The organism is Aurantimonas sp. DM33-3, from assembly GCF_014334315.1.
Lineage (GTDB): Bacteria > Pseudomonadota > Alphaproteobacteria > Rhizobiales > Rhizobiaceae > Aurantimonas > Aurantimonas coralicida.
Genome location: NZ_JACSGS010000001.1, coordinates 337,501 through 356,633 on the forward strand (window position 1 = coordinate 337,501; position 19,133 = coordinate 356,633).

The window sequence follows — 19,133 nt, forward strand, 5'->3', positions numbered from 1 at the left end:
GGCCAGACATGAGCAAGGAAACCGAACGTCCCACCCTCGACGGCGCCCTGCCGGAAGTGAAGGCCGACCCGGTCGCCCGGGGCATTCTCGCCAAGCATGGCCGGGTCGAGCGCAACGCCACGCTGCTTCTCGTCCTGTCCCTGCTGGTGGTCAGCGTCGGCGGCATCGTCGAGATCGCGCCGCTGTTCTACCTGGAGAACACCATCGAGAAGGTGGAGGGCATGCGGCCCTACTCGCCGCTCGAGCTCGCCGGGCGCAACATCTACATCCGCGAGGGCTGCTACACCTGCCACAGCCAGATGATCCGGCCGTTCCGGGACGAGGTCGAGCGCTACGGCCATTACAGCCTCGCGGCCGAATCCATGTTCGACCATCCGTTCCAGTGGGGGTCGAAGCGCACGGGCCCCGATCTCGCCCGTGTCGGCGGTCGCTACAGCGACGAATGGCATGTCCAGCACATGATCGAGCCGCGCTCGGTCGTGCCGGAATCGGTGATGCCGTCCTACGGCTTCCTGGCGACCACCGATCTCGACATGCGCGATCCGGCCGGTCACCTGCGGGCCAATCGCGCGGTCGGCGTGCCCTACAGCGATGAGATGATCGAGAACGCGAAGGCCGACCTGATGGTCCAGGCGACCGCCAATGGCGACGCGACCGGTCTTCTCGCCCGCTACCCCAAGGCGGTCGTCGGAACCTTCGACGGCAACAGCCAGCGTCTCACCGAGATGGATGCGCTGATCGCCTACCTGCAGATGCTCGGCACCCTCGTGGACTTCTCCGTCTACGAGCCGGAACGCAACGATCGCTAGGAGCCTCCGGATGGATTTCGACTACCACAGCATGCGTGCCTTCGCCGACAGCTGGGCGCTCCTCGCCCTGACGCTGTTCTTCCTCGGCGTTCTCGCCTGGGTCCTGCGGCCGGGCGCCAAGCGCGCCGCCGACGATGCCGCCAGCATCCCCTTCAAGGAGGACTGACCGATGAGCGATCACAAGGATATCGACGACGTCAGCGGCATCGAGACGACCGGCCATTCCTGGGACGGCATCAAGGAGCTCAACAACCCGCTGCCGCGCTGGTGGCTGTGGACCTTCTACGCCTCGATCGCCTTCGCGGCGGTCTATACGGTGCTCTATCCGGCCTGGCCGCTGGTCAATTCGGCGACGACGGGCCTGCTCGGCTGGTCGAGCCGTGCGGATCTGCGCACCGAGATGTCGACGCTGGAGATGGCGAATGCCGACCGCATCGCGGCCATCCGCACGTCGGACGTGGCGACCATCGCCGCCGATCCGGAGCTGCGCCCCTTCGCGATCGCCGCCGGCGAAGCGTCCTACAAGGTCAATTGCGTCCAGTGCCATGGCTCCGGCGCCGCTGGCAGCCCGGGCTATCCGAACCTCAACGACGACGCCTGGATCTGGGGCGGTTCGCTGGAGGAGATTGCCGTCACGCTGCAGCACGGCATCCGCTATGCGCCGGACCCCGACACCCGGGTCGCCGACATGCCGGCCTTCGGTCGCGACGGCATTCTCGACCGCGACCAGATCGCCGACGTCTCGCAATATGTCCTGTCGCTGACCGGCCGCGACGACCGGCCCGACGCCGCAACGCGCGGTGCCGACATCTACGCGCAGAACTGCGTCTTCTGCCATGGCGAGTCGGGCGAAGGCATGAAGGAGGTCGGCGCGCCCGCGCTCAACGACGCGATCTGGCTCTACGGACGTGACGCGACCGCCATCGCGACGCAGATCAGCCGCCCGCGCCATGGCGTCATGCCGGCCTGGGGCGAGCGCCTCGGCGACACCGCGATCAAGGAACTCGCGGTCTATGTCCACAGTCTCGGCGGCGGCGAATAGGATCCCGTCGCCCGGTCGCGAGGGAGGTCGCGACCACAGCCCCCGGCCCGCCAGCCGGGGGCTTCGTCTTGCCGGCAAGGCCCGTTCACAATGGTGCGCTCCTGCGACGCACCCGCGCACCGCCGGGCGTTGATGCAGATCAAGGCCGGTCCGCCGGGGCGGGTCTATCGACACGGATGCCGCCCTGCGGTGCCCGCCGAACGTCGAGAGAGACCATGCTGCATCAGCCCGACATCGAACGCCTCGACGTCGAAGCCGTCAACGCCGCCAGTCGCCAGGACCAGCCGCTCTACGCCAAGCGCGAGAAGATCTTCCCCAAGCGCACCGAGGGGCAGTTTCGCCAGCTGAAATGGCTGATCATGGCGATCACCCTCGGCATCTACTACGTGACCCCGTGGCTGCGCTGGGATCGTGGTCCCTACGCGCCCGATCAGGCCGTCCTGATCGACATGGCCAACCGGCGATTCTATTTCTTCTTCATCGAGATCTGGCCGCAGGAATTCTTCTTCGTCGCCGGGCTTCTGGTCATGGCCGGCGTCGGCCTGTTCCTGGTCACCTCCGTCGTCGGCCGGGCCTGGTGCGGCTACACCTGCCCGCAGACGGTCTGGACCGACCTCTTCCTCGTCATCGAGCGCTTTTTCGAGGGCGATCGCAACGCCCGCATCAAGCTCGACAAGGCGCCCTGGAGCGTCGACAAGCTGCGCAAGCGGGTCCTGAAGCACGCCACCTGGATCGTCGTCGCCGTGGCGACCGGCGGCGCCTGGATCTTCTACTTTGCCGACGCCCCGAGCCTGCTGATGAGCTTCGTCACCGGCGAGGCGCCGTTCATCGCCTATGCCACCGTCGCTCTCCTGACCGCCACCACCTACGTTTTCGGCGGGCTGATGCGCGAGCAGGTCTGCATCTACATGTGTCCCTGGCCGCGCATCCAGGCGGCTATGCTCGACGAGGATTCGCTCACCGTCACCTACAATGACTGGCGCGGCGAGCCGCGGACCCGCGGCGCCAAGAAGGCCGCGGCGGCGGGCGTGCCGGCCGGCGACTGCGTCGACTGCAACGCCTGTGTCGCCGTCTGCCCGATGGGCATCGACATCCGTGACGGCCAGCAGATGGCCTGCATCACCTGCGCCCTGTGCATCGACGCCTGCGACGGCGTCATGGACAAGCTCGGCCGCGAGCGCGGCTTGATCTCCTACGCGACGCTCAGCGACTACAACGCCAACATGGCCGCCGCCACGGATCCTGCGACCGGCGCCATCGACCCGTCCCGCGTGCGCGACCATGCGGGCCGCTTCATCGCGGGGCTGAGGCATTTCGACTGGCGCATCATCCTGCGCACCCGCACCTTGATCTACCTGGCCATGTGGTCGGCGATCGGCGTCGGGCTGACCATCGCGCTGCTGGCCCGCGACCGTCTGGAGATCAACGTCCAGCACGACCGCAACCCGGTCGCCGTCACCCTCGCCGACGGGTCCATCCGCAACGGCTACACCGTGAAACTGCTCAACATGCTGCCGCAGCCGCGCACCATCGGGCTGGCGCTCGAAGGCCTGCCGGAGGCGACGATGACCATCGCCGACATCGATGCGCCGGCCGCGCGAAGCTTCGACATTCCCGTCGCGCCGGATCAGCTGCGTGCCCTGCGGGTCTTCGTCGCCCAGCCGGCGAGCGCGCTGCAGGCGGGCGAGACCAGCTTTCGCTTCGTGGTCACCGATCCGGTCGTGGGCGAGACCGACAGCTATTCCGCAACTTTCGAGACGGGGAACTGACCCATGCTGCGTCGCGTGTTTCGTCCTGACAAATTCACCGGCCTGCACATGATCGGCGTCATGGCGCTGTTCTTCGGCACCATCATCTCGGTCAATCTCACCCTGGCCATCTTCGCCAGCACGAGTTGGAGCGGCCTTGTCGTCAAGAACAGCTATATCGCCAGCCAGCACTTCAACGAGCTGACGGCCGAGCGCACCGCTCAGGCCGGGCGCGGCTGGACGGCGACGACGGCTTATTCCGAGGGTATCTTCCAGGTCGATCTGCGCGATGCCGCGTCCCGCCCCCTGCCGGGCGCGATGGTGGCGGCCACCATTGGACGCCCCGCCACCGAGCGCGACGACCGGACCGTGCGCCTCGCGCCGCTGCGCTCCGGTGGCTACGGCGTGACCACCGATCTCGCGCCGGGGATCTGGGAGGCACAGGTCCGGGTCGAGGCGACCGGCGAAAAGCCCTGGCAAAGCGCCATCCGCTTCGTGGTCAAGTGAGCGCACGATCATGAGCTGCTGCGGCACCGCCTTCACGCTCCCCGCTGACCTGAGCGACGTCGCCGGTCCCGTCGATGCACGGACCGAGGAACTGCGCCATGCCGGGCGGCAGGCCCCGGACGGCACGGTGACCTATGTCCTGTCGGTGCCCGGCATTCGCTGCGGTGCCTGCCTGTCGGCCATCGAAACCGCCCTGAAGCCCCTGCCTGGCATCGTCTCGGTTCGGGTCAACCTCACCCTGCGCCGGGTGACCGTGGTCACACGCTCCGCCGAAATCTCACCGGGCGTCATCACCAGCGCACTGGACGCGCTCGGCTATCCCGGCACGCCCGTCGATCTCGGCGACCTCGAAACCCTGGGCGCCCGGCGCGAATCGACACGCCTGCTGACGGCGCTGGCCATCGCCGGCTTCGGGGCGGCCAACATCATGCTCCTGTCGGTCTCCGTCTGGTCCGGGGCCGATGCGGCGACGCGGGACCTCTTCCATCTCGTCTCGGCCCTGATTGCGGTGCCGACCGTGGCCTTCGCCGGCCAGCCCTTCTTCCGCTCGGCGGTCTCGGCGCTCAGGGTCGGGCGCCTGAACATGGATGTCCCGATCTCGCTGGCCGTCCTCCTGGCCCTGGCCATGAGTCTCTACGAGAGCCTGAACGGCGGCGCCGAAGCCTATTTCGACGCGGCCGTGACGCTGATCTTCTTCCTGCTGGTGGGCCGGTATCTCGACCAGCGCATGCGCGAGCGCGCCCGCAGCGCCGTCGTCGCCATCTCGCGACTGGCCGCACGCGGCGCGACGCTGCTCGCCGATGGGGAGACGCGCTACGTGCCCCTCGACGAGGTGCAGCCCGGCATGGTCCTGCGCGTCGCCGCCGGCGAGCGGATGCCGGTCGATGCGATGGTCCTCACGGGCCGGAGCGAACTCGACCGCTCGCTCGTCACCGGCGAGAGCGCGCCCTTCGCCGTGGCGCCGGGCGCCCGGGTCGAGGCGGGCACCCTCAACCTGTCGGGCGCCCTGGAGGTCGAGGCGCTGACGAGCGCGGACGATTCCTTCCTCGCCGAGATCGTCCGCATGATGGAAGCGGCCGAGACCGGTCGCGGGCGCTATGTCCGCGTCGCCGACCGTATGGCGCGGATCTACGCGCCGGCGGTCCATCTCCTCTCTGCGGCGACGTTCCTGCTCTGGCTGATCGCGACGGGCGGCGACTGGTATCAGGCGCTCTATGCGGCGATTGCGGTTCTGATCGTCACCTGCCCCTGCGCGCTCGGCCTTGCCGTTCCGGTGGTCCATGTCATCGGCGCCGCGCGCCTCTTCGAGGCCGGCATCCTGATGAAGGATGGCACGGGGCTCGAGCGGTTGGCCGAGATCGACACGGTGCTGTTCGACAAGACCGGGACCCTGACGACCGGCACGCCCCATGTCACGGCGTCGAACATGCTCGCAACCGGCCGCGACGTGGCGCGCGCTCTCGCCGGCCGCTCGAACCACCCCGCCGCGCTCGCCATCCGCCACTATCTGGGAAGCGGTTCTATGGCGGAGCTCGACGATATCCGGGAATGGCCGGGATGCGGTATCGCCGCTGTCTGGCAGGGCCGCCACGTGCGGCTCGGACGCCCGGACTGGGTCGCCGAGATCGCGGGCCAGGCAGCGCCTGCGACCGAGGGTGTCAGCTTCGCCATCGAGGGGCAGACAACGGCGAATTTCGCGCTCGGGGAATCGCTGCGGACCGGCGCGCATGAGGCTCTCGAAGCCCTGCGATCGGCCGGGCTCAACACCGAACTGCTGTCGGGCGACGGCGAGGTGGCGGTGCGCAGGGTGGCCGGCGAACTGGAGATCGGGCATGCGGCAGCCGGCCAGTCGCCGGCGGCGAAGATCGAACGGATCTGCGCGCTACAGGCAGGCGGTGCCCATGTCCTGATGGTGGGTGACGGCCTCAACGACGCGCCGAGCCTGGCCGCCGCCGATGTCTCCATGGCGCCGGCCTCGGCCTGCGATGCCGGGCGGCTCGCCGCCGACTTCGTCTTCACGCGCGACAGCCTGCGCAGCGTGCCCTTTGCCCATGACATCGCGCTGCGCGCGAAGCGGCTGGTGCGACAGAATTTCGGACTGGCGATCGCCTATAATTGCATCGCCGTGCCGCTGGCCATGGCGGGTCTGGTCACACCGCTCGTGGCGGCGATCGCCATGTCGGCGTCCTCGATCGTCGTGGTGGCCAACAGCCTGCGACTGACGGGAGGCGGTTTCGACGGCAAGGCTGGGACGTCGACGCAGCCGGTCGCGGAAGCCCGATCATCGGCGTTCGAGCCCGCTGCCGAGGCAACGGCATGAATATCTTGCTGATCCTCGTGCCGATCGCGCTGCTGCTCGGGCTGGTCGGCCTCGCGGCCTTCCTGTGGACCGTGCGCACCCGCCAGTACGAGGATCTCGACGGCGCGGCATGGCGCATTCTCGCCGATGACGACACGCAACCGGGCGACAGGTGACGCCACGCACCGGGATCGCCGGTGCGTGGCGGTCGTGATCAGGCGTCGTCGGGCTCGAAATCCATGGCGACGCCGTTGATGCAGTAGCGCAGACCCGTCGGCGGCGGGCCATCCGGGAAGACATGGCCGAGATGGCTGCCGCACTGGCTGCAATGGCACTCGGTGCGGACCATGCCGTGGCTGCGATCCTCGGTGGTTTCGACGGCGCCTTCGACCGGCGTGTCGAAGGACGGCCAGCCGGTGCCGCTCTCGAATTTCTGGCCGGCGATGAACAGCGGCTGCCCGCAGCCGGCGCAGGTGAAGGTCCCCGGCCGCTTCTCGTGCAGCAGGGCACAGCTGCCCGGGCGCTCCGTCCCGTGGCCGCGCATCACCTGATACTGCTCCGGCGACAGCATCGCGCGCCACTCGGCATCGGTGCGTGTGACGGGGTAGGTCTTGGCGTCCATGTCGGTATCCTTCCGTGTCTGTTCCGGTCCTTCGGGAACGAAGCCCGCCGCAGCGGATTGCCCCCCGAACGGATCGGCTGGCTCCCATATAGGGGCGCTGCCGCCGCAACGCACGGGAGTGTCAGATGAGCAATGTACCGGACAGGTTCGACAACCAGCAGAACAATCCCGACGCCCAGGATCGCGACCAGGACGTCAGCTACCGCCAGAACGCGCCGAAGGCGCGGCCCTCGCAGGACAACGCCTTCGATCGGCCGGGCAGCGTCGACCGGCTGGGCGGCGAGATCGAGCGGCGCCCCGCCGAGACGGTCGAGGGCGATGGCACGGCTGACGACACCTAGGCCGACCGGACAGATCGGACATGATAAAGGGCGGCGCTGCGGCGCCGCCCTTTCGCGTTCTGACGAGTCGCGCTGAGCCTTAGCGGCCGCGGCTCTTCTCGTAGCGCTCGCGGGTTTCCGCATTCGGCGGATAGAGGCCCGGCAGCGCAACGCCGCGATCGACCTCGGTCATGATCCAGGCTTCCAGCTCTTCCTGCTCGACGCAGGCATCGCGCACCTCGTCGACCAGCGCGGCCGGAATCACCACGGCGCCATCGTCGTCCGCCACGATCAGATCGTCCGGGAACACCGCGACGCCGCCGCAGGCGATCGGCTCCTGCCACCCGACGAAGGTCAGCCCGGCCACCGAAGGCGGCGCGGCGACGCCCGCGCACCACACCGGCAGACCGGTGCCACGCACGCCGGCGAGATCGCGCACGACGCCGTCGGTGACGAGGGCGGCGACGCCCTTCTTGACCATGCGGGCACACAGGATGTCGCCAAAGATGCCGGCGTCATCGACGCTCATGGCATCGACGACGGCGATGCAGCCGTCCGGCATCGCTTCGATGGCGCCACGGGTGGAATTGGGCGACGACCAGGATTCCGGTGTCGCCAGATCCTCGCGCGCCGGCACGAAGCGCAGCGTGAAGGCACGGCCGACGATCCGCTCCATGCCGTCTTCCATCGGCATCGGGCCGCGCAGCCAGACATTGCGCAGACCCTTCTTCAGGAGGATCGTGGTGATCGTCGCGGTGGCGATCTTGCGAAAGACTTCGTTGGTCGAGGTTTGGCTCACGGAACACGCTTCCTGCTGATGACGGTGGCCATCGATACCGCAAGTCGCGGCGCGATCAAATGCCAAGTCAGGCTGATGAAGCGCGATCGGCACCCACGCGCGCCGGCGAACCCGGGCGAATCTCGTCGGACTGGCAGCGCCCGACGCCCGCAGCCTCGAGGTCCCGCCAGGCCCGCGCCAGCGAGCCGTCGAGGTCGATCGACCGGCAGGCATCCTCCACGACGACCACCTCAAAGCCGGCCCGCCGTCCGTCCAGCGCGGTCCACGCCACGCAGAAATCCGTCGCCAGGCCCGCGACGAAGACGCGGCCGACACCGCGCTCTCGCAGATAGCCGGCCAGCCCCGTCCGGGTGGCGTGGTCAGCTTCCACGAAGGCGGAATAGCTGTCGACGGACGGATGGAAGCCCTTGCGGACGATCATCTGAACGTCGGGGACATGCAGGGCCGGATGGAAGTCCGCGCCGCTTGTGCCCATGACGCAATGATCGGGCCACAGCACCTGCGGCCCATAGGGCAAGGTAATCATCTCGAACGCGTTGCGCCGATGGCTGGACGCAAAGGAGACGTGGTCCGGCGTATGCCAGTCCTGGGTCTGGACGACGACCGGAAAATACGGCGCCAGCGCGTTGATCGGCGCCACGACGCTGTCGCCGTCGAGCACCGCCAGGGCGCCGCCCCGGCAGAAGTCGTTCTGTACGTCGACGATGATCAGCGCATCGTCATGCTTGATATCGATATTCGCCATGACCCGAACCTGACAGTTCGTTCGCCGCGAGGAAAGTCCGCAGGCGCAGCAACGGCACCCGGCGGCGCATTCAGCGAGCCCGAACGGCAACGGCCATGCCGGGATCTCCCCGGCATGGCCGTTGCGTCTGAAACTCGGTCGTACGGTCTGGCGGTGTCAGCGAAGGCTGGCAGCGGCGCGCAGATCGGCCTTCGGCGAGACGTCGAGGACGTCGCCCGTGCGGGTGATCATCAGGTCCTCGGTGGTGCCGCCATTGCGGGACGGAACCTGAACGGTCAGCGTTTCACCGTCCGACAGCGTCGAGACGAAACGCAGCGGGCTGCCCGTCTCGCCGGCCTGCAGCGTGGTCACGACGCGGAAATCTTCGCCCTCGACCGTGTAATAGGCCGCGCCCTTGACGCCGCCGAGATCGATGGTCTTGCCGGCCAGCGGCTTCAGTTCTTCGGCCTGTGCGACGCCGAATGCGAACAGGGCGATGGCGGCGGTTGCGATTGCAGTCTTCATGTCTTTGGTCCCTCTGAAGAAGAATTGGACCTCCCTGCCCCGACAGCTAGGCGTCTTTGCTGCAACGCACAACGGCATGGCAGCCATGAAATATTGTCGGACCGCATACCAAAATCGGGCGATTGCCGATGTCTATCGCGGCGCCTGTGGCGAACTGCTGTCCGAGCGCGACGCCTCCGCCATGGCAAAGTCACGGTCGGACCCTATGATTGCGGGAAATCAGGCATGCGGCCCGACCGCTTGCAGCAGTCTTGGAGCCAACGAAATGTATCACCGGATCGCGTCGACACCCCTGGCCCTGCTTCTGGCAGGCGCGATGGCGACCGCGCTGCAATATCCCGCCGCCGCGCAGACCGAGGCGCCCGCGATCGATGGCGAACCCGGTTCGGAATTCGTCGAAGTGTCGCTCGGCGACTGGGATTTGAAGACCGCGCTGGCGACGGATCTCGGCATCAAGGTCTCCGAGCTGCCACTGACCATCTCGGTGACGCCGGAACTCGCCGGCAAGGTCTGCCCGATCTCGCGAGAGGACCTCGCGCAACAGGAGGTCATCAGCCCGACGCGGACCTGCGCGGCGAAGGAAATGACCGATGAACTGCGCGACGAGGTACGCCGCGGAATCGAGGCCGGGACCGCGCAGGAATAGGCGGCCACGCCTGCCGCCATCACCGGTCGCTGTACGCTATGCTCCCGAGGGGCAGCTTTCATGCGTACTGCGTCCTGAAAGCCCCACCTGCGTCACACCTTCGCCGGAATTGAACCTTCTGTCGTTCTCGCCCGCAGCGTGACCCGTTTCGTGCGCGTCTCGCGTCCGATCAGGTTGCGCCGGTCCGTCCGGTCCAGCGTGCGAACCGGGGTCGTGCAGTCTGGCGAGACGATCGTCAGACGTGGGCAACAGATCCTTAATTTCCTTGCGATCATATGGTGCCGCGCCAACGTCGCGGTGCCGATCCGACAGACAGCCGGGTTCTACGGAACCGTAGAAAGACGAAGATGGTCATGCGCATTCCCGCCCTCGCTCCTGTTGCGGCTCTCGCCGTACTCCTCGCCGGCTGCGTGGGAGACGACATGGACATGGCTGCGCTCGACCTCTCGGCCCCGCAGGACGACGCCCATTGCCGAAGCCTGCTGATCATCCCCGGCGAACTGGTCTATGCCCAGTGCCGGCTGGCGCTGCGCAAGACCTATCTGAACAATTACAACGCCCGCAAAATCGCGATCCAGCAGCAATACGGCATGCTCGACGAACGGCTGGACCAGGCGCTGCGGGCCGACGCCTTCTGCAATTACGACGAGGCCGTGAAGGCGTCGATCGAGGTGCAGGACGAGCTGTCTCTCGCCGAGATCGCGTATGCCAGTTGCGGCACCACCCGGGAGCGCCTGCAGGAGGAAATCGTCACGACGACGGGGGTCGACGGCTTCGCTTTCACGGCTGCCGAACGCCCGACCGTCATCGATCAGAACGTCGCCGCAATCCGCGAATCGCGGGCGGTGATCCAGGGTCCGCCGACCAATGTCGCGGCAAACTGAGGGGTCGCGACATGCGGCTTGAAGAGCAACGCGGTGCAGTGCGGTAAATGCAGCACTCTGTTGCAGGATTTAACGAATCTTGAGCCCTGGCGGCCCTTGCAAACGGGACCGTTTTCGGATTGAGAGAGCAGAGGGACGAACACGGAGTTTCAGGCGCTTATGAAGGGTTTTTCATAATCCGCAGTCACACGTCGGAGCCAAACGCTTCTATTCCGTCACGTTGCCTGCGATGTGTGGCATTTCCGCACTTGCCCGTACCACCCAAACGCAACAGGTTCTTGTCGCACCGGCCGCAAAAAGGCGTCGGAATATTCAAGCTGCGGCACCAACCGTCACATTGATAGGTAGTTCAAAATGAAGAAAATCGTCATCGCATCGGTCGCGGTCGTCGCCCTCGCATCCTTCGCTGGCTGCATGGGCAAGGGCATCGGCAAGGGCAAGGGCAAGGCACCGGTTGCTGAGCCGATGGTCGTCGAGCAGACCTACGTCACCAAGGGCTGACCTTGGTTTCTTGGAGGGAGTCGCTCCGGCGCTCCCTCCAAGCGCCGACCAATCACTGGCCCACGCTACGCGTTCCGCGATGCTCGACATCGGGGGGCGCTTCTATGTCTTGTCCCCGTCGAATGGCCCCTGGCCGTCTTCGACTTGAAAGGCCGACAATGTCTTCGAAATTCCTGCGAATCGCGTTCGCCGCGGCTCTCGGCGCCCTCGTGACGGGCTGTACCTCGAACTCGGCCAATACCATGTCGGCCGGTGCGCCTGTGAACTCCAGCGCCGCGCTCGTCGCGCCTGCCGCCTTCGCTCCGCCTCCCGGACAGTCCGGCGCCGCGCAGCAGCTCTCCAAGCCCTATTTCATCGACTTCCGCGCCCGCAACGCAATGAGCTATGGCCACACCTTCGTGGTCTTCGGGAAGCTGGACCAGAACGGCCGTGTCCCGACCGACTCGAAGGGCGTGCTGATTCCCGGCGTGACCGAGGTTGCCGGCCTGCATCCGGCGTCGACCAGCAACGTGCCCTATACGATCGGTCACTTCCTGCCGGTGCCGTCCGAGACCGGCCCCAGCGACGGCGACACCGAGATCGCCTACATGACCGCGAACTACCGGATCGACCTGACCGAGGAAGAGTATCGCGACGTCGTCGGCTATATCCGCAGTCTGCAGGACTCTTCGCCGGTCTGGCACGCGGTGCTCTACAATTGCAGTTCCTTCGTCGGCGACATCGCCGAGCATATGGGCCTCAAGGCGCCCAACCACATGCTATTCCCGGAGAACTACATCAACACGCTGAAGGAAATGAACACGTAGGACCGTCCCCGCGACGCGTCTCGTTCATCGACGATCAGGCCCGGCCGCGACAGCGCGCCGGGCTTTTTCGTGCCTGCCGCAACGAGCCGGATCGGTCGGTTGTCGTCTGAGCCGCTGCGGCGTCTATCGCGCCGCTGCGCCGACGCTGGCCACTAGATCGGCGAAGCGTTCGCCCTGCACGGCGATATGCGCCCGCAGTTCCCGCTCGGCCGTCTCGCCGTCGCCGGCAGCGATCGCGGCGACGATGCGCTCATGCTCCTGCAGCGACTGCTTCATGCGCTGCGACACCCGCAGCTGCAGGCGGCGATAGGCCTTCAGCCGCATGTGCAGCCGTTTCGCCTCGGCCGCGAGGAACGCATTGCCGCAGGCGTCGTAGATCGCGTGGTGGAACCGCTCGTTCTCGTAATAATAGGCGTCGGTATCCTGCTGGGCTGCCGCTGCGCTGCAGGCGACGAGTGCCGCCTGCAAAGCCGCCAGGGCCTGCGGCGCCGCACGGCGCGCGGCCAGGCGTCCGGCCATGCCCTCGAGCTCGGCCATCACCTCGAACATCTCCACCAGTTCGCCGAGGCCGACCTGCCGCACGAAGGCGCCGCGATTGGGCAGCTGTTCGATCAGTCCAGCCGATGCCAGCTGGTTGATCGCCTCCCGGACCGGGGTGCGCGACACCGCAAAGCGGCGGGCGATCGCCTGCTCGTCGAGACGCTCGCCGGCACTGCGGGCATTGGTGACGATTTCCTGTTCGAGCGCGTCGCGGATCTCGCTGGCCTTGGGCCGCGCCGGGGCGAGCTCGCCCTTCGAGACGGCAGCGGACTTGCCATCCCCGGCGGGAGGCATGATCGTCGCTGCGGGAACATCCGATACGCTCATCCAGATCGTATACAATCCAATTGACAAGGCATGCAAGAGAGTATTGGCTTGCCCTAACGCGTCGGGAGGCGCGGCAGAACAATCAACGGGAGGAGAATTCCATGAAGACGATGTTGCTGACGGCCGTATGCGGCCTTGCACTGACAGCTTCCGCCCTGGCGCAGGACGTGACGTTGCGCGCCTCGCACCAGTGGCCGGGTGGCAAGGGCGACGTGCGCGACGAAATGGTCCAGATGATCGGCAAGGAGGTCGAGGCCGCCAATGTCGGGCTGAAGGTCCAGGTCTTCCCGAACGGCTCGCTGTTCAAGCCGCGCGACCAGTGGGGCGCCGTGACCAAGGGCCAGGTGGACATCACCGCCTTCCCGCTCGACTACGCGTCCGGCCGTCATCCTGAGTATTCCGCGACGCTCATGCCCGGCCTGGTCGGCAACCACGACCGTGCCCAGCGGCTGAACGATTCGCCCTTCATGGACGAGATCAAGAAGTCGATCGATGAGGCCGGCGCCCTCGTCCTGTCGGATGCGTGGCTCGCCGGCGGCTTCGTGTCATCCAAGACCTGCATCACCAGCCCGGAAAGCGCCAAGGGCCAGACCCTGCGCGCCGCCGGCCCGGCCTTCGAGCAGATGCTGGTCGGAGCCGGCGCGTCGATCTCGTCGATGCCGTCCTCGGAAATCTACACCGGCATGCAGCAGAACGTCCTGCAGGGCGCCAACACCTCGTCCGGTTCGCTGGTGTCCTACCGCATCTACGAGGTCTCGACCTGCCTGACCGCACCGGGCGAGAACGCCCTGTGGTTCATGTACGAGCCGATCCTGATGTCGAAGCGCTCCTTCGAGAAGCTGAACAAGGAACAGCAGGATGCGCTGATGGCCGCCGGTGAGAAGGCCGAGGCCTACTTCGCCGAGGAAGCGTCCAAGCTCGATGCCGAGCTGATCGAGGTCTACAAGAAGAACGGCGTCGAGGTCACCGAGATGACCAAGGAGAACTACGACGCCTGGCTCGCGATCGCCAAGGAGACCTCCTACAAGGAGTTCGCCGAGAAGGTCCCGAACGGTCAGGCGCTGATCGACGCGGCGCTGGCCGTCGAATAGCCCGTAACGCCGACAAAGCGACAACGGGAGCCGGCCGGGCCGGCTCCCGTATCCCAGGCCTCAAGCTCGGAAACTGACATGCGGTCCTTCATCCGCGCCGTTTCGGCGGTCTCGCGCCTCCTCGGCGTCATCGGTGCCCTGTTGCTGCTCGCGGCGATCTTCGCCGTCTCGCACATGGTCTTCGTGCGCTACGTTCTCGTGCAGTCGACCGTCTGGCAGACCGAGTTCACGATCTTCGCCATCGTCGCCGCCACCTTCCTCGGGGCACCCTGGGTGCTCATCGAGCGCGGCCACGTGAATGTCGACATCCTGCAGATCGCCGCCGGGCCGCGGGTCCGCGCCATCCTGCAGGCGCTGTCGGGGCTCGCCTCGCTCGTCTTCGTCGGGCTGATCGCCTACGCCTCCTGGTACCATTTCCACGAGAGCTGGACGAATGGCTGGATGACCGAATCGGTCTGGGCCATCCCGCTCTGGATCCCGGTCCTGCCCATGCTGGTCGGCACCGTCTGGCTCGCCGTTCAATACATCGCCGAACTGATGCGCCTGTGGCTCGATGGTGCCGATCCGCACCTCGCCAATCAGGACGCCCTGTTCTCCGATACCGTCAAGAAAGCCTGATCGATGAGCCCGACCGTCTCCGGTTTCGCCATGCTGGGCGTCCTGCTGGTGCTGCTTGCCATCGGCACGCCCATCGCCTTCGCCCTCGGCCTCGTCTCCATGGGCGCGCTGTTCGTCGTCTACGGGCCGTTCTTCCTCGAAACGCTCGGTGAGCAGTTCTTCGGCGGCATGGCGTCCTTCGGCCTCGTCGCCATCCCGATGTTCATCCTGATGGGCGCCGCCGTCGCCTCCTCGCCGGCCGGCAAGGACCTCTACGAGGCACTCGACCGCTGGCTCAACCGGGTGCCCGGCGGCCTCGTCCTGTCCAATCTCGGCGCCTGCTCGATCTTCGCCGCCCTGTCCGGCTCGTCGCCCGCCACCTGTGCGGCGATCGGCAAGATGGGCATTCCCGAGATGCGCCAGCGCGGCTATCCGCCTGAGATCGCGGCCGGTTCCATCGCCGCCGGCGGCACCCTCGGCATCCTGATCCCGCCCTCGGTGACGATGATCGTCTACGGCATCGCCACCGAAACCTCGATCGGCCGCCTGTTCCTGGCCGGTGTCGGGCCCGGCATCATGCTGACCGTGTTCTTCATGATCTGGACCATCTATGCCTGCAAGCGGCAGGGTCTGGGTCTCACCGAACTGTCGCAGCGCTTCTCCATGCGCGAGCGCTTCGCCGCGCTGCCGCGGGTGCTCCCCTTCCTGGCAATCATCGTCGCCGTGCTCTTCGTTTTGTATGGCGGCGTCGCCACGCCATCCGAGGCGGCCGGTGTCGGGGCGCTCTTCTGCCTGATCCTCGTCGCGGTGATCTACGGCATGATCTCGCGCACCTGGCGCTTCTCGCAGATGACGGTGATCTTCCGCGACACGCTCAAGGAGAGCGTGATGATCATGCTGATCATCGGCGCATCAGAACTCTTCGCCTTTGCGCTGTCCTCGCTGTTCATCACCCAGTCGATCGCCGCCTTCATCGCCGACATGGACGTGAACCGCTGGGTGCTGATGGGCGTGGTCAACCTCTTCCTGCTGGTCGCCGGCTTCTTCCTGCCGCCGGTCGCGGTCATTCTGATGACGGCGCCGATCCTGCTGCCGATCATCACCGGTGCCGGCTTCGACCCCTACTGGTTCGCCGTCATCCTGACGATCAACATGGAGATCGGCCTGATCACCCCGCCGGTCGGCCTGAACCTCTATGTCATCAACGGCATCGCGCCCGACATCACGCTCGGCCAGATCCTGCGGGGGTCCCTGCCCTACGTCGTCTGCATGATCCTCGGCATCATCACCCTGTGCCTGTTTCCGCAGATCGCCCTCCTCCTGCCCGAACTCGTCATGGGGCCAGAGCTATGAGCCGAGTCTCCCTTCTGTCCGACCTGCTCGATTCGATCGGCGCCCGGTCCTGGTTTCTCGGCGACAACGCCAACCGGACGATCGGCGTCGGCCAGCTGGCGGCGCTCTGCCACGAGCTCGTCTCCTCGCGGGGCGAAGCCTCCGGCGTGCGCCTTGCGGCCGAGATCCTGCGCGGCTTCCGCGGCCTCAGCGACGCCGAGGCCGAACGCTTCTTCCAGATGCTGGCGGATGAGTTCACGCCGGACCAGGCGGCCCTCACCGATGCGGCCGCCGCGTTTCTCGACACGCCCGACGCCGAGACCCTGGCGCGGCTCCAGCACCATGCCGAGGCGCCGCGCCAGGAACTGTTCCGGCGCCTGAACCTTGCGCCGGGCGGCACCGCCGAACTGGTCACGCTACGCGAGCGCCTGCTGCCGCTCCTAAAGGCCGACCGCAAGCGCTACGGCCCGGTCGATGCCGATCTCTGCCATCTGTTCCAGTCCTGGTTCAATCGCGGCTTCCTGCTGCTGCGGCCGATCGACTGGAACACCCCCGCCAGCATCCTGGAAAAGATCATCCGCTACGAGGCGGTCCACGCCATTGGCAATTGGGACGAGCTGCGCCAGCGGCTCGCCCCGCCGGACCGGCGCTGCTTCGCCTTCTTCCACCCCTCGATCCCGGACGATCCGCTGATCTTCGTCGAGGTGGCGCTGACCGCGGAGATCCCGGCGTCCATCGCCTCGGTGCTCGACCCGCAGCGCACGGCCCTGTCGCCGCAGGACGCGCAGACCGCGGTGTTCTATTCGATCTCCAATTGCCACAAGGGCCTGGCCGGCGTGTCCTTCGGCTCGTTCCTGATCAAGCAGGTGGCGCAGGATCTGAAGGACGCGGTGCCGAACCTACGCACCTTCGTGACGCTGTCGCCCGTCCCCGGCTTTGCTGGCTGGCTCGCCGCACTGCCGCCCATCACGATCGACCGGCTGGAAGCGCCGGAAAAGCGCGCGATCGAGATCGTCGGCGAGCCCGGCTGGGCCGGCGATCCGGCGAAGGCCGAAGCCGCCCGTCCCGGATTGCTGTCGCTCGGCGCCCGCTATTTCCTGCGCGCCCGGCGCCCGCGCGGCGGACCGGTCGATCCGGTCGCCCGCTTCCATCTCGGCAATGGCGCGATGCTCAACCGCATCATGCATCTGGGCGACGTGTCGCCGGGCGGCCTCGCCCAGGCCCACGGGCTGATGGTCAATTATCTGTACGACCTGCCGCGCGTCGAGCAGCGTCACGAGGCCTATGCGGCGGATGGCGACATCGCCGCCAGCCGGGCCGTGACGTCGCTGCTCCCCAAGCGCGGCGAAGTCGATTCCATGAAGGACGTAGCATGACAAACCCGCTCTTCGACGGCCTCCTCGCCACGGGACGCACGACGCCGGACAAGTGTTTCGCGATCCTGCCCGACGGCCGCGAATTCACCTATGCCGATGTCGAGGCGGCCTCGGCGCGCTTTGCCAATGCCCTCGTCGCGCTGGGCGTGGAGCCGGGCGACCGGGTGGCCGTGCAGGCCGACAAGTCGATCGAAGCGTTGATGCTTTATCTCGGCACGGTGCGCGCCGGCGGCGTCTTCCTGCCGCTCAACACCGCCTATACGCCGACCGAGATCGACTACTTCCTCAACGACGCCAAGCCGCGCGTCTTCGTCTGCGACCCCGCAAAGCGCGACGGGCTGGCCGCGACGGCCGAGGGCGCAGGCGCGCGCCTCGAGACGCTCGGCGCCCGCGCCACAGACGCCGGCAGCCTCAACGCGCAGGCCGATGCGGCCTCGGGTGAATTCGCCACGGTCGCGCGCCAGCCGAGCGACCTTGCCGCGATCCTCTACACTTCGGGGACGACCGGTCGCTCCAAGGGCGCCATGCTCACCCAGGACAATCTCCTGTCCAACGCCGAAGTGCTGCGCGAGTACTGGCGATTCACCGCGGACGATGTGCTGCTGCATCTCCTGCCGATCTTCCACACCCACGGCCTGTTCGTCGCGTCCAACACCGCGATGATCGCCGGCGGCACGATGATCTTCCTGCCGAAATTCGACGTCGAGCAGGTGTTCAAGTACCTGCCCCAGGCGACCGCGATGATGGGCGTGCCGACCTTCTACACCCGCCTTCTCGCCGACGAGCGGCTGAACCGCGAGCGCACCGCCCATATGCGGCTGTTCACCTCGGGCTCCGCGCCGCTCCTGGCCGAGACCCACCGTGCCTTCGAGGAGCGGACCGGCCAGCGCATTCTCGAGCGCTACGGCATGACCGAGACCAACATGTCGACGTCCAATCCCTATGACGGCGAGCGCCGCGCCGGAACCGTCGGCTTCCCGCTTCCCGGCGTCGAGCTCCGGATCGTCGATGCGGACACCGCCAGGCCGCTGCCCGATGGCGAGATCGGCGTCATCGAGGTCAAGGGCCCCAACGTCTTCTGCGGCTACTGGCAGATGCCGGAGAAGACCGCCGCCGAATTTCGCGCCGACGGTTTCTTCATCACCGGCGACCTCGGCCTGATCGATCCGCAGGGCTATGTGACGATCGTCGGCCGCGGCAAGGACCTGATCATCTCCGGCGGCTTCAACATCTATCCCAAGGAAGTCGAGCTGGCGCTCGACGAACTGCCGGGTGTCGTCGAAAGCGCCGTGATCGGCGTGCCGCATCCCGATTTCGGCGAGGGCGTCGTCGGCGTCGTCGTGTCCGAGCGGGCGCTGGACGAGGCCGAGCTGACGGGCGCGCTGGCCGAACGGCTCGCCCGCTTCAAGCAGCCCAAGCGCATCGTCTTCGTCGACGAACTGCCGCGCAACACCATGGGCAAGGTGCAGAAGAACATCCTGCGGGACCGCTTCGCCGATCTTCTCGGCGGCAAGTGACTGCAGGGCTGATGGCGGCATAATGTGGGCGGGGCCGGCGAAGTGTCGCTGGCCCCGCCCCGTGCCATTGCTCCCCCATGGCGCCGGGCGATAGAACGGATCGCGAGTGCGCGCCGTATCC

Annotated in this window: 22 protein-coding genes; 17 read left to right on the forward strand and 5 right to left on the reverse strand. The window is 67.0% G+C overall.

The annotated features are described in order from the left end of the window. Positions 1–8: 8 nt before the first annotated feature. The 7 genes from ccoO to ccoS all read left to right on the forward strand — a co-directional run bounded on the left by ccoO (position 9) and on the right by ccoS (position 6,581). Positions 9–809, forward strand: a complete 801-nt coding sequence (gene ccoO / locus H9Q09_RS01970; RefSeq protein ID WP_246715960.1) for a cytochrome-c oxidase, cbb3-type subunit II — start codon at positions 9–11, stop codon at positions 807–809. 10 nt (positions 810–819) lie between these two features. After that, entirely contained in the window at positions 820–975 is a 156-nt protein-coding gene (locus H9Q09_RS01975) for a CcoQ/FixQ family Cbb3-type cytochrome c oxidase assembly chaperone (protein WP_024352303.1), read from the forward strand. 3 nt (positions 976–978) lie between these two features. Further along, positions 979–1,851, forward strand: a complete 873-nt coding sequence (gene ccoP, locus H9Q09_RS01980; RefSeq protein WP_187389672.1) for a cytochrome-c oxidase, cbb3-type subunit III — start codon at positions 979–981, stop codon at positions 1,849–1,851. A gap of 215 nt (positions 1,852–2,066) precedes the next feature. Further along, on the forward strand, positions 2,067–3,620 hold the full coding sequence (ccoG, locus tag H9Q09_RS01985) for a cytochrome c oxidase accessory protein CcoG (protein WP_187389673.1): 1,554 nt from the start codon (positions 2,067–2,069) through the stop codon (positions 3,618–3,620). Positions 3,621–3,623: 3 nt separating this feature from the next. Then, positions 3,624–4,106 (forward strand): FixH family protein, encoded by a 483-nt coding sequence (locus H9Q09_RS01990; protein ID WP_187389674.1) that lies wholly within the window; start codon positions 3,624–3,626, stop codon positions 4,104–4,106. 10 nt (positions 4,107–4,116) lie between these two features. Beyond that, positions 4,117–6,426 carry a heavy metal translocating P-type ATPase gene (locus H9Q09_RS01995; protein WP_187389675.1) on the forward strand — a complete coding sequence of 770 codons (2,310 nt, stop codon included), beginning with the start codon at positions 4,117–4,119 and terminating at the stop codon, positions 6,424–6,426. Further along, positions 6,423–6,581 (forward strand): cbb3-type cytochrome oxidase assembly protein CcoS, encoded by a 159-nt coding sequence (gene ccoS, locus H9Q09_RS02000; protein WP_187389676.1) that lies wholly within the window; start codon positions 6,423–6,425, stop codon positions 6,579–6,581. The genes H9Q09_RS01995 and ccoS overlap by 4 nt, the downstream gene beginning before the upstream one ends. Positions 6,582–6,619: 38 nt before the next feature. Here the strand turns inward: ccoS and msrB are convergent, their stop codons facing one another. Continuing rightward, positions 6,620–7,027 carry a peptide-methionine (R)-S-oxide reductase MsrB gene (gene msrB, locus H9Q09_RS02005; RefSeq protein ID WP_024352298.1) on the reverse strand — a complete coding sequence of 136 codons (408 nt, stop codon included), beginning with the start codon at positions 7,025–7,027 and terminating at the stop codon, positions 6,620–6,622. Between the two features lie 125 nt (positions 7,028–7,152). Between msrB and H9Q09_RS02010 the strand changes: the two genes are divergently transcribed. Then, entirely contained in the window at positions 7,153–7,368 is a 216-nt protein-coding gene (locus tag H9Q09_RS02010) for a hypothetical protein (RefSeq protein ID WP_187389677.1), read from the forward strand. 79 nt (positions 7,369–7,447) lie between these two features. Here the strand turns inward: H9Q09_RS02010 and H9Q09_RS02015 are convergent, their stop codons facing one another. From H9Q09_RS02015 to H9Q09_RS02025, 3 genes are all read right to left on the reverse strand, one after another. After that, on the reverse strand, positions 7,448–8,146 hold the full coding sequence (locus tag H9Q09_RS02015) for a ribonuclease activity regulator RraA (protein ID WP_009209591.1): 699 nt from the start codon (positions 8,144–8,146) through the stop codon (positions 7,448–7,450). 67 nt (positions 8,147–8,213) lie between these two features. Further along, complete coding sequence (gene pncA / locus H9Q09_RS02020; RefSeq protein ID WP_187389678.1) at positions 8,214–8,891, reverse strand: bifunctional nicotinamidase/pyrazinamidase; 678 nt, start codon at positions 8,889–8,891, stop codon at positions 8,214–8,216. 156 nt (positions 8,892–9,047) lie between these two features. Then, positions 9,048–9,395: a hypothetical protein gene (locus tag H9Q09_RS02025; RefSeq protein ID WP_187389679.1), complete on the reverse strand. Its 348-nt coding sequence runs from the start codon at positions 9,393–9,395 to the stop codon at positions 9,048–9,050. A gap of 76 nt (positions 9,396–9,471) precedes the next feature. Between H9Q09_RS02025 and H9Q09_RS02030 the strand changes: the two genes are divergently transcribed. The 4 genes from H9Q09_RS02030 to H9Q09_RS02045 all read left to right on the forward strand — a co-directional run bounded on the left by H9Q09_RS02030 (position 9,472) and on the right by H9Q09_RS02045 (position 12,232). Then, the gene (locus tag H9Q09_RS02030; protein WP_187389680.1) at positions 9,472–10,041 is read left to right on the forward strand and encodes a hypothetical protein; all 570 of its coding nucleotides are present in this window, start codon (positions 9,472–9,474) and stop codon (positions 10,039–10,041) included. A gap of 353 nt (positions 10,042–10,394) precedes the next feature. Next, positions 10,395–10,925: a hypothetical protein gene (locus H9Q09_RS02035; protein WP_246715961.1), complete on the forward strand. Its 531-nt coding sequence runs from the start codon at positions 10,395–10,397 to the stop codon at positions 10,923–10,925. A gap of 354 nt (positions 10,926–11,279) precedes the next feature. Next, positions 11,280–11,426, forward strand: a complete 147-nt coding sequence (locus H9Q09_RS02040) for an ABC transporter (protein WP_085931392.1) — start codon at positions 11,280–11,282, stop codon at positions 11,424–11,426. 158 nt (positions 11,427–11,584) lie between these two features. After that, on the forward strand, positions 11,585–12,232 hold the full coding sequence (locus H9Q09_RS02045) for a hypothetical protein (protein ID WP_228240967.1): 648 nt from the start codon (positions 11,585–11,587) through the stop codon (positions 12,230–12,232). A 123-nt stretch (positions 12,233–12,355) separates the two neighbouring features. Here the strand turns inward: H9Q09_RS02045 and H9Q09_RS02050 are convergent, their stop codons facing one another. Further along, positions 12,356–13,099 carry a GntR family transcriptional regulator gene (locus H9Q09_RS02050; RefSeq protein WP_210315170.1) on the reverse strand — a complete coding sequence of 248 codons (744 nt, stop codon included), beginning with the start codon at positions 13,097–13,099 and terminating at the stop codon, positions 12,356–12,358. A gap of 101 nt (positions 13,100–13,200) precedes the next feature. Here H9Q09_RS02050 and dctP point away from each other — a divergent pair, with 101 nt between their 5' ends. The 5 genes from dctP to H9Q09_RS02075 all read left to right on the forward strand — a co-directional run bounded on the left by dctP (position 13,201) and on the right by H9Q09_RS02075 (position 19,012). Continuing rightward, positions 13,201–14,190, forward strand: a complete 990-nt coding sequence (gene dctP / locus H9Q09_RS02055; RefSeq protein ID WP_024352289.1) for a TRAP transporter substrate-binding protein DctP — start codon at positions 13,201–13,203, stop codon at positions 14,188–14,190. A gap of 78 nt (positions 14,191–14,268) precedes the next feature. Further along, the gene (locus tag H9Q09_RS02060) at positions 14,269–14,808 is read left to right on the forward strand and encodes a TRAP transporter small permease (RefSeq protein WP_187389683.1); all 540 of its coding nucleotides are present in this window, start codon (positions 14,269–14,271) and stop codon (positions 14,806–14,808) included. Between the two features lie 3 nt (positions 14,809–14,811). Next, positions 14,812–16,140 (forward strand): TRAP transporter large permease, encoded by a 1,329-nt coding sequence (locus H9Q09_RS02065; RefSeq protein ID WP_009209583.1) that lies wholly within the window; start codon positions 14,812–14,814, stop codon positions 16,138–16,140. Beyond that, positions 16,137–17,495, forward strand: coding sequence for a malonyl-CoA decarboxylase (locus H9Q09_RS02070; RefSeq protein ID WP_187389684.1), 1,359 nt, complete (start codon positions 16,137–16,139; stop codon positions 17,493–17,495). The genes H9Q09_RS02065 and H9Q09_RS02070 overlap by 4 nt, the downstream gene beginning before the upstream one ends. Next, a complete protein-coding gene (locus H9Q09_RS02075) occupies positions 17,492–19,012 on the forward strand; it encodes a malonyl-CoA synthase (protein ID WP_187389685.1) in 1,521 nt (506 codons plus the stop codon). Before H9Q09_RS02070 ends, H9Q09_RS02075 begins: the two co-directional genes overlap by 4 nt. Positions 19,013–19,133 lie beyond the last annotated feature (121 nt).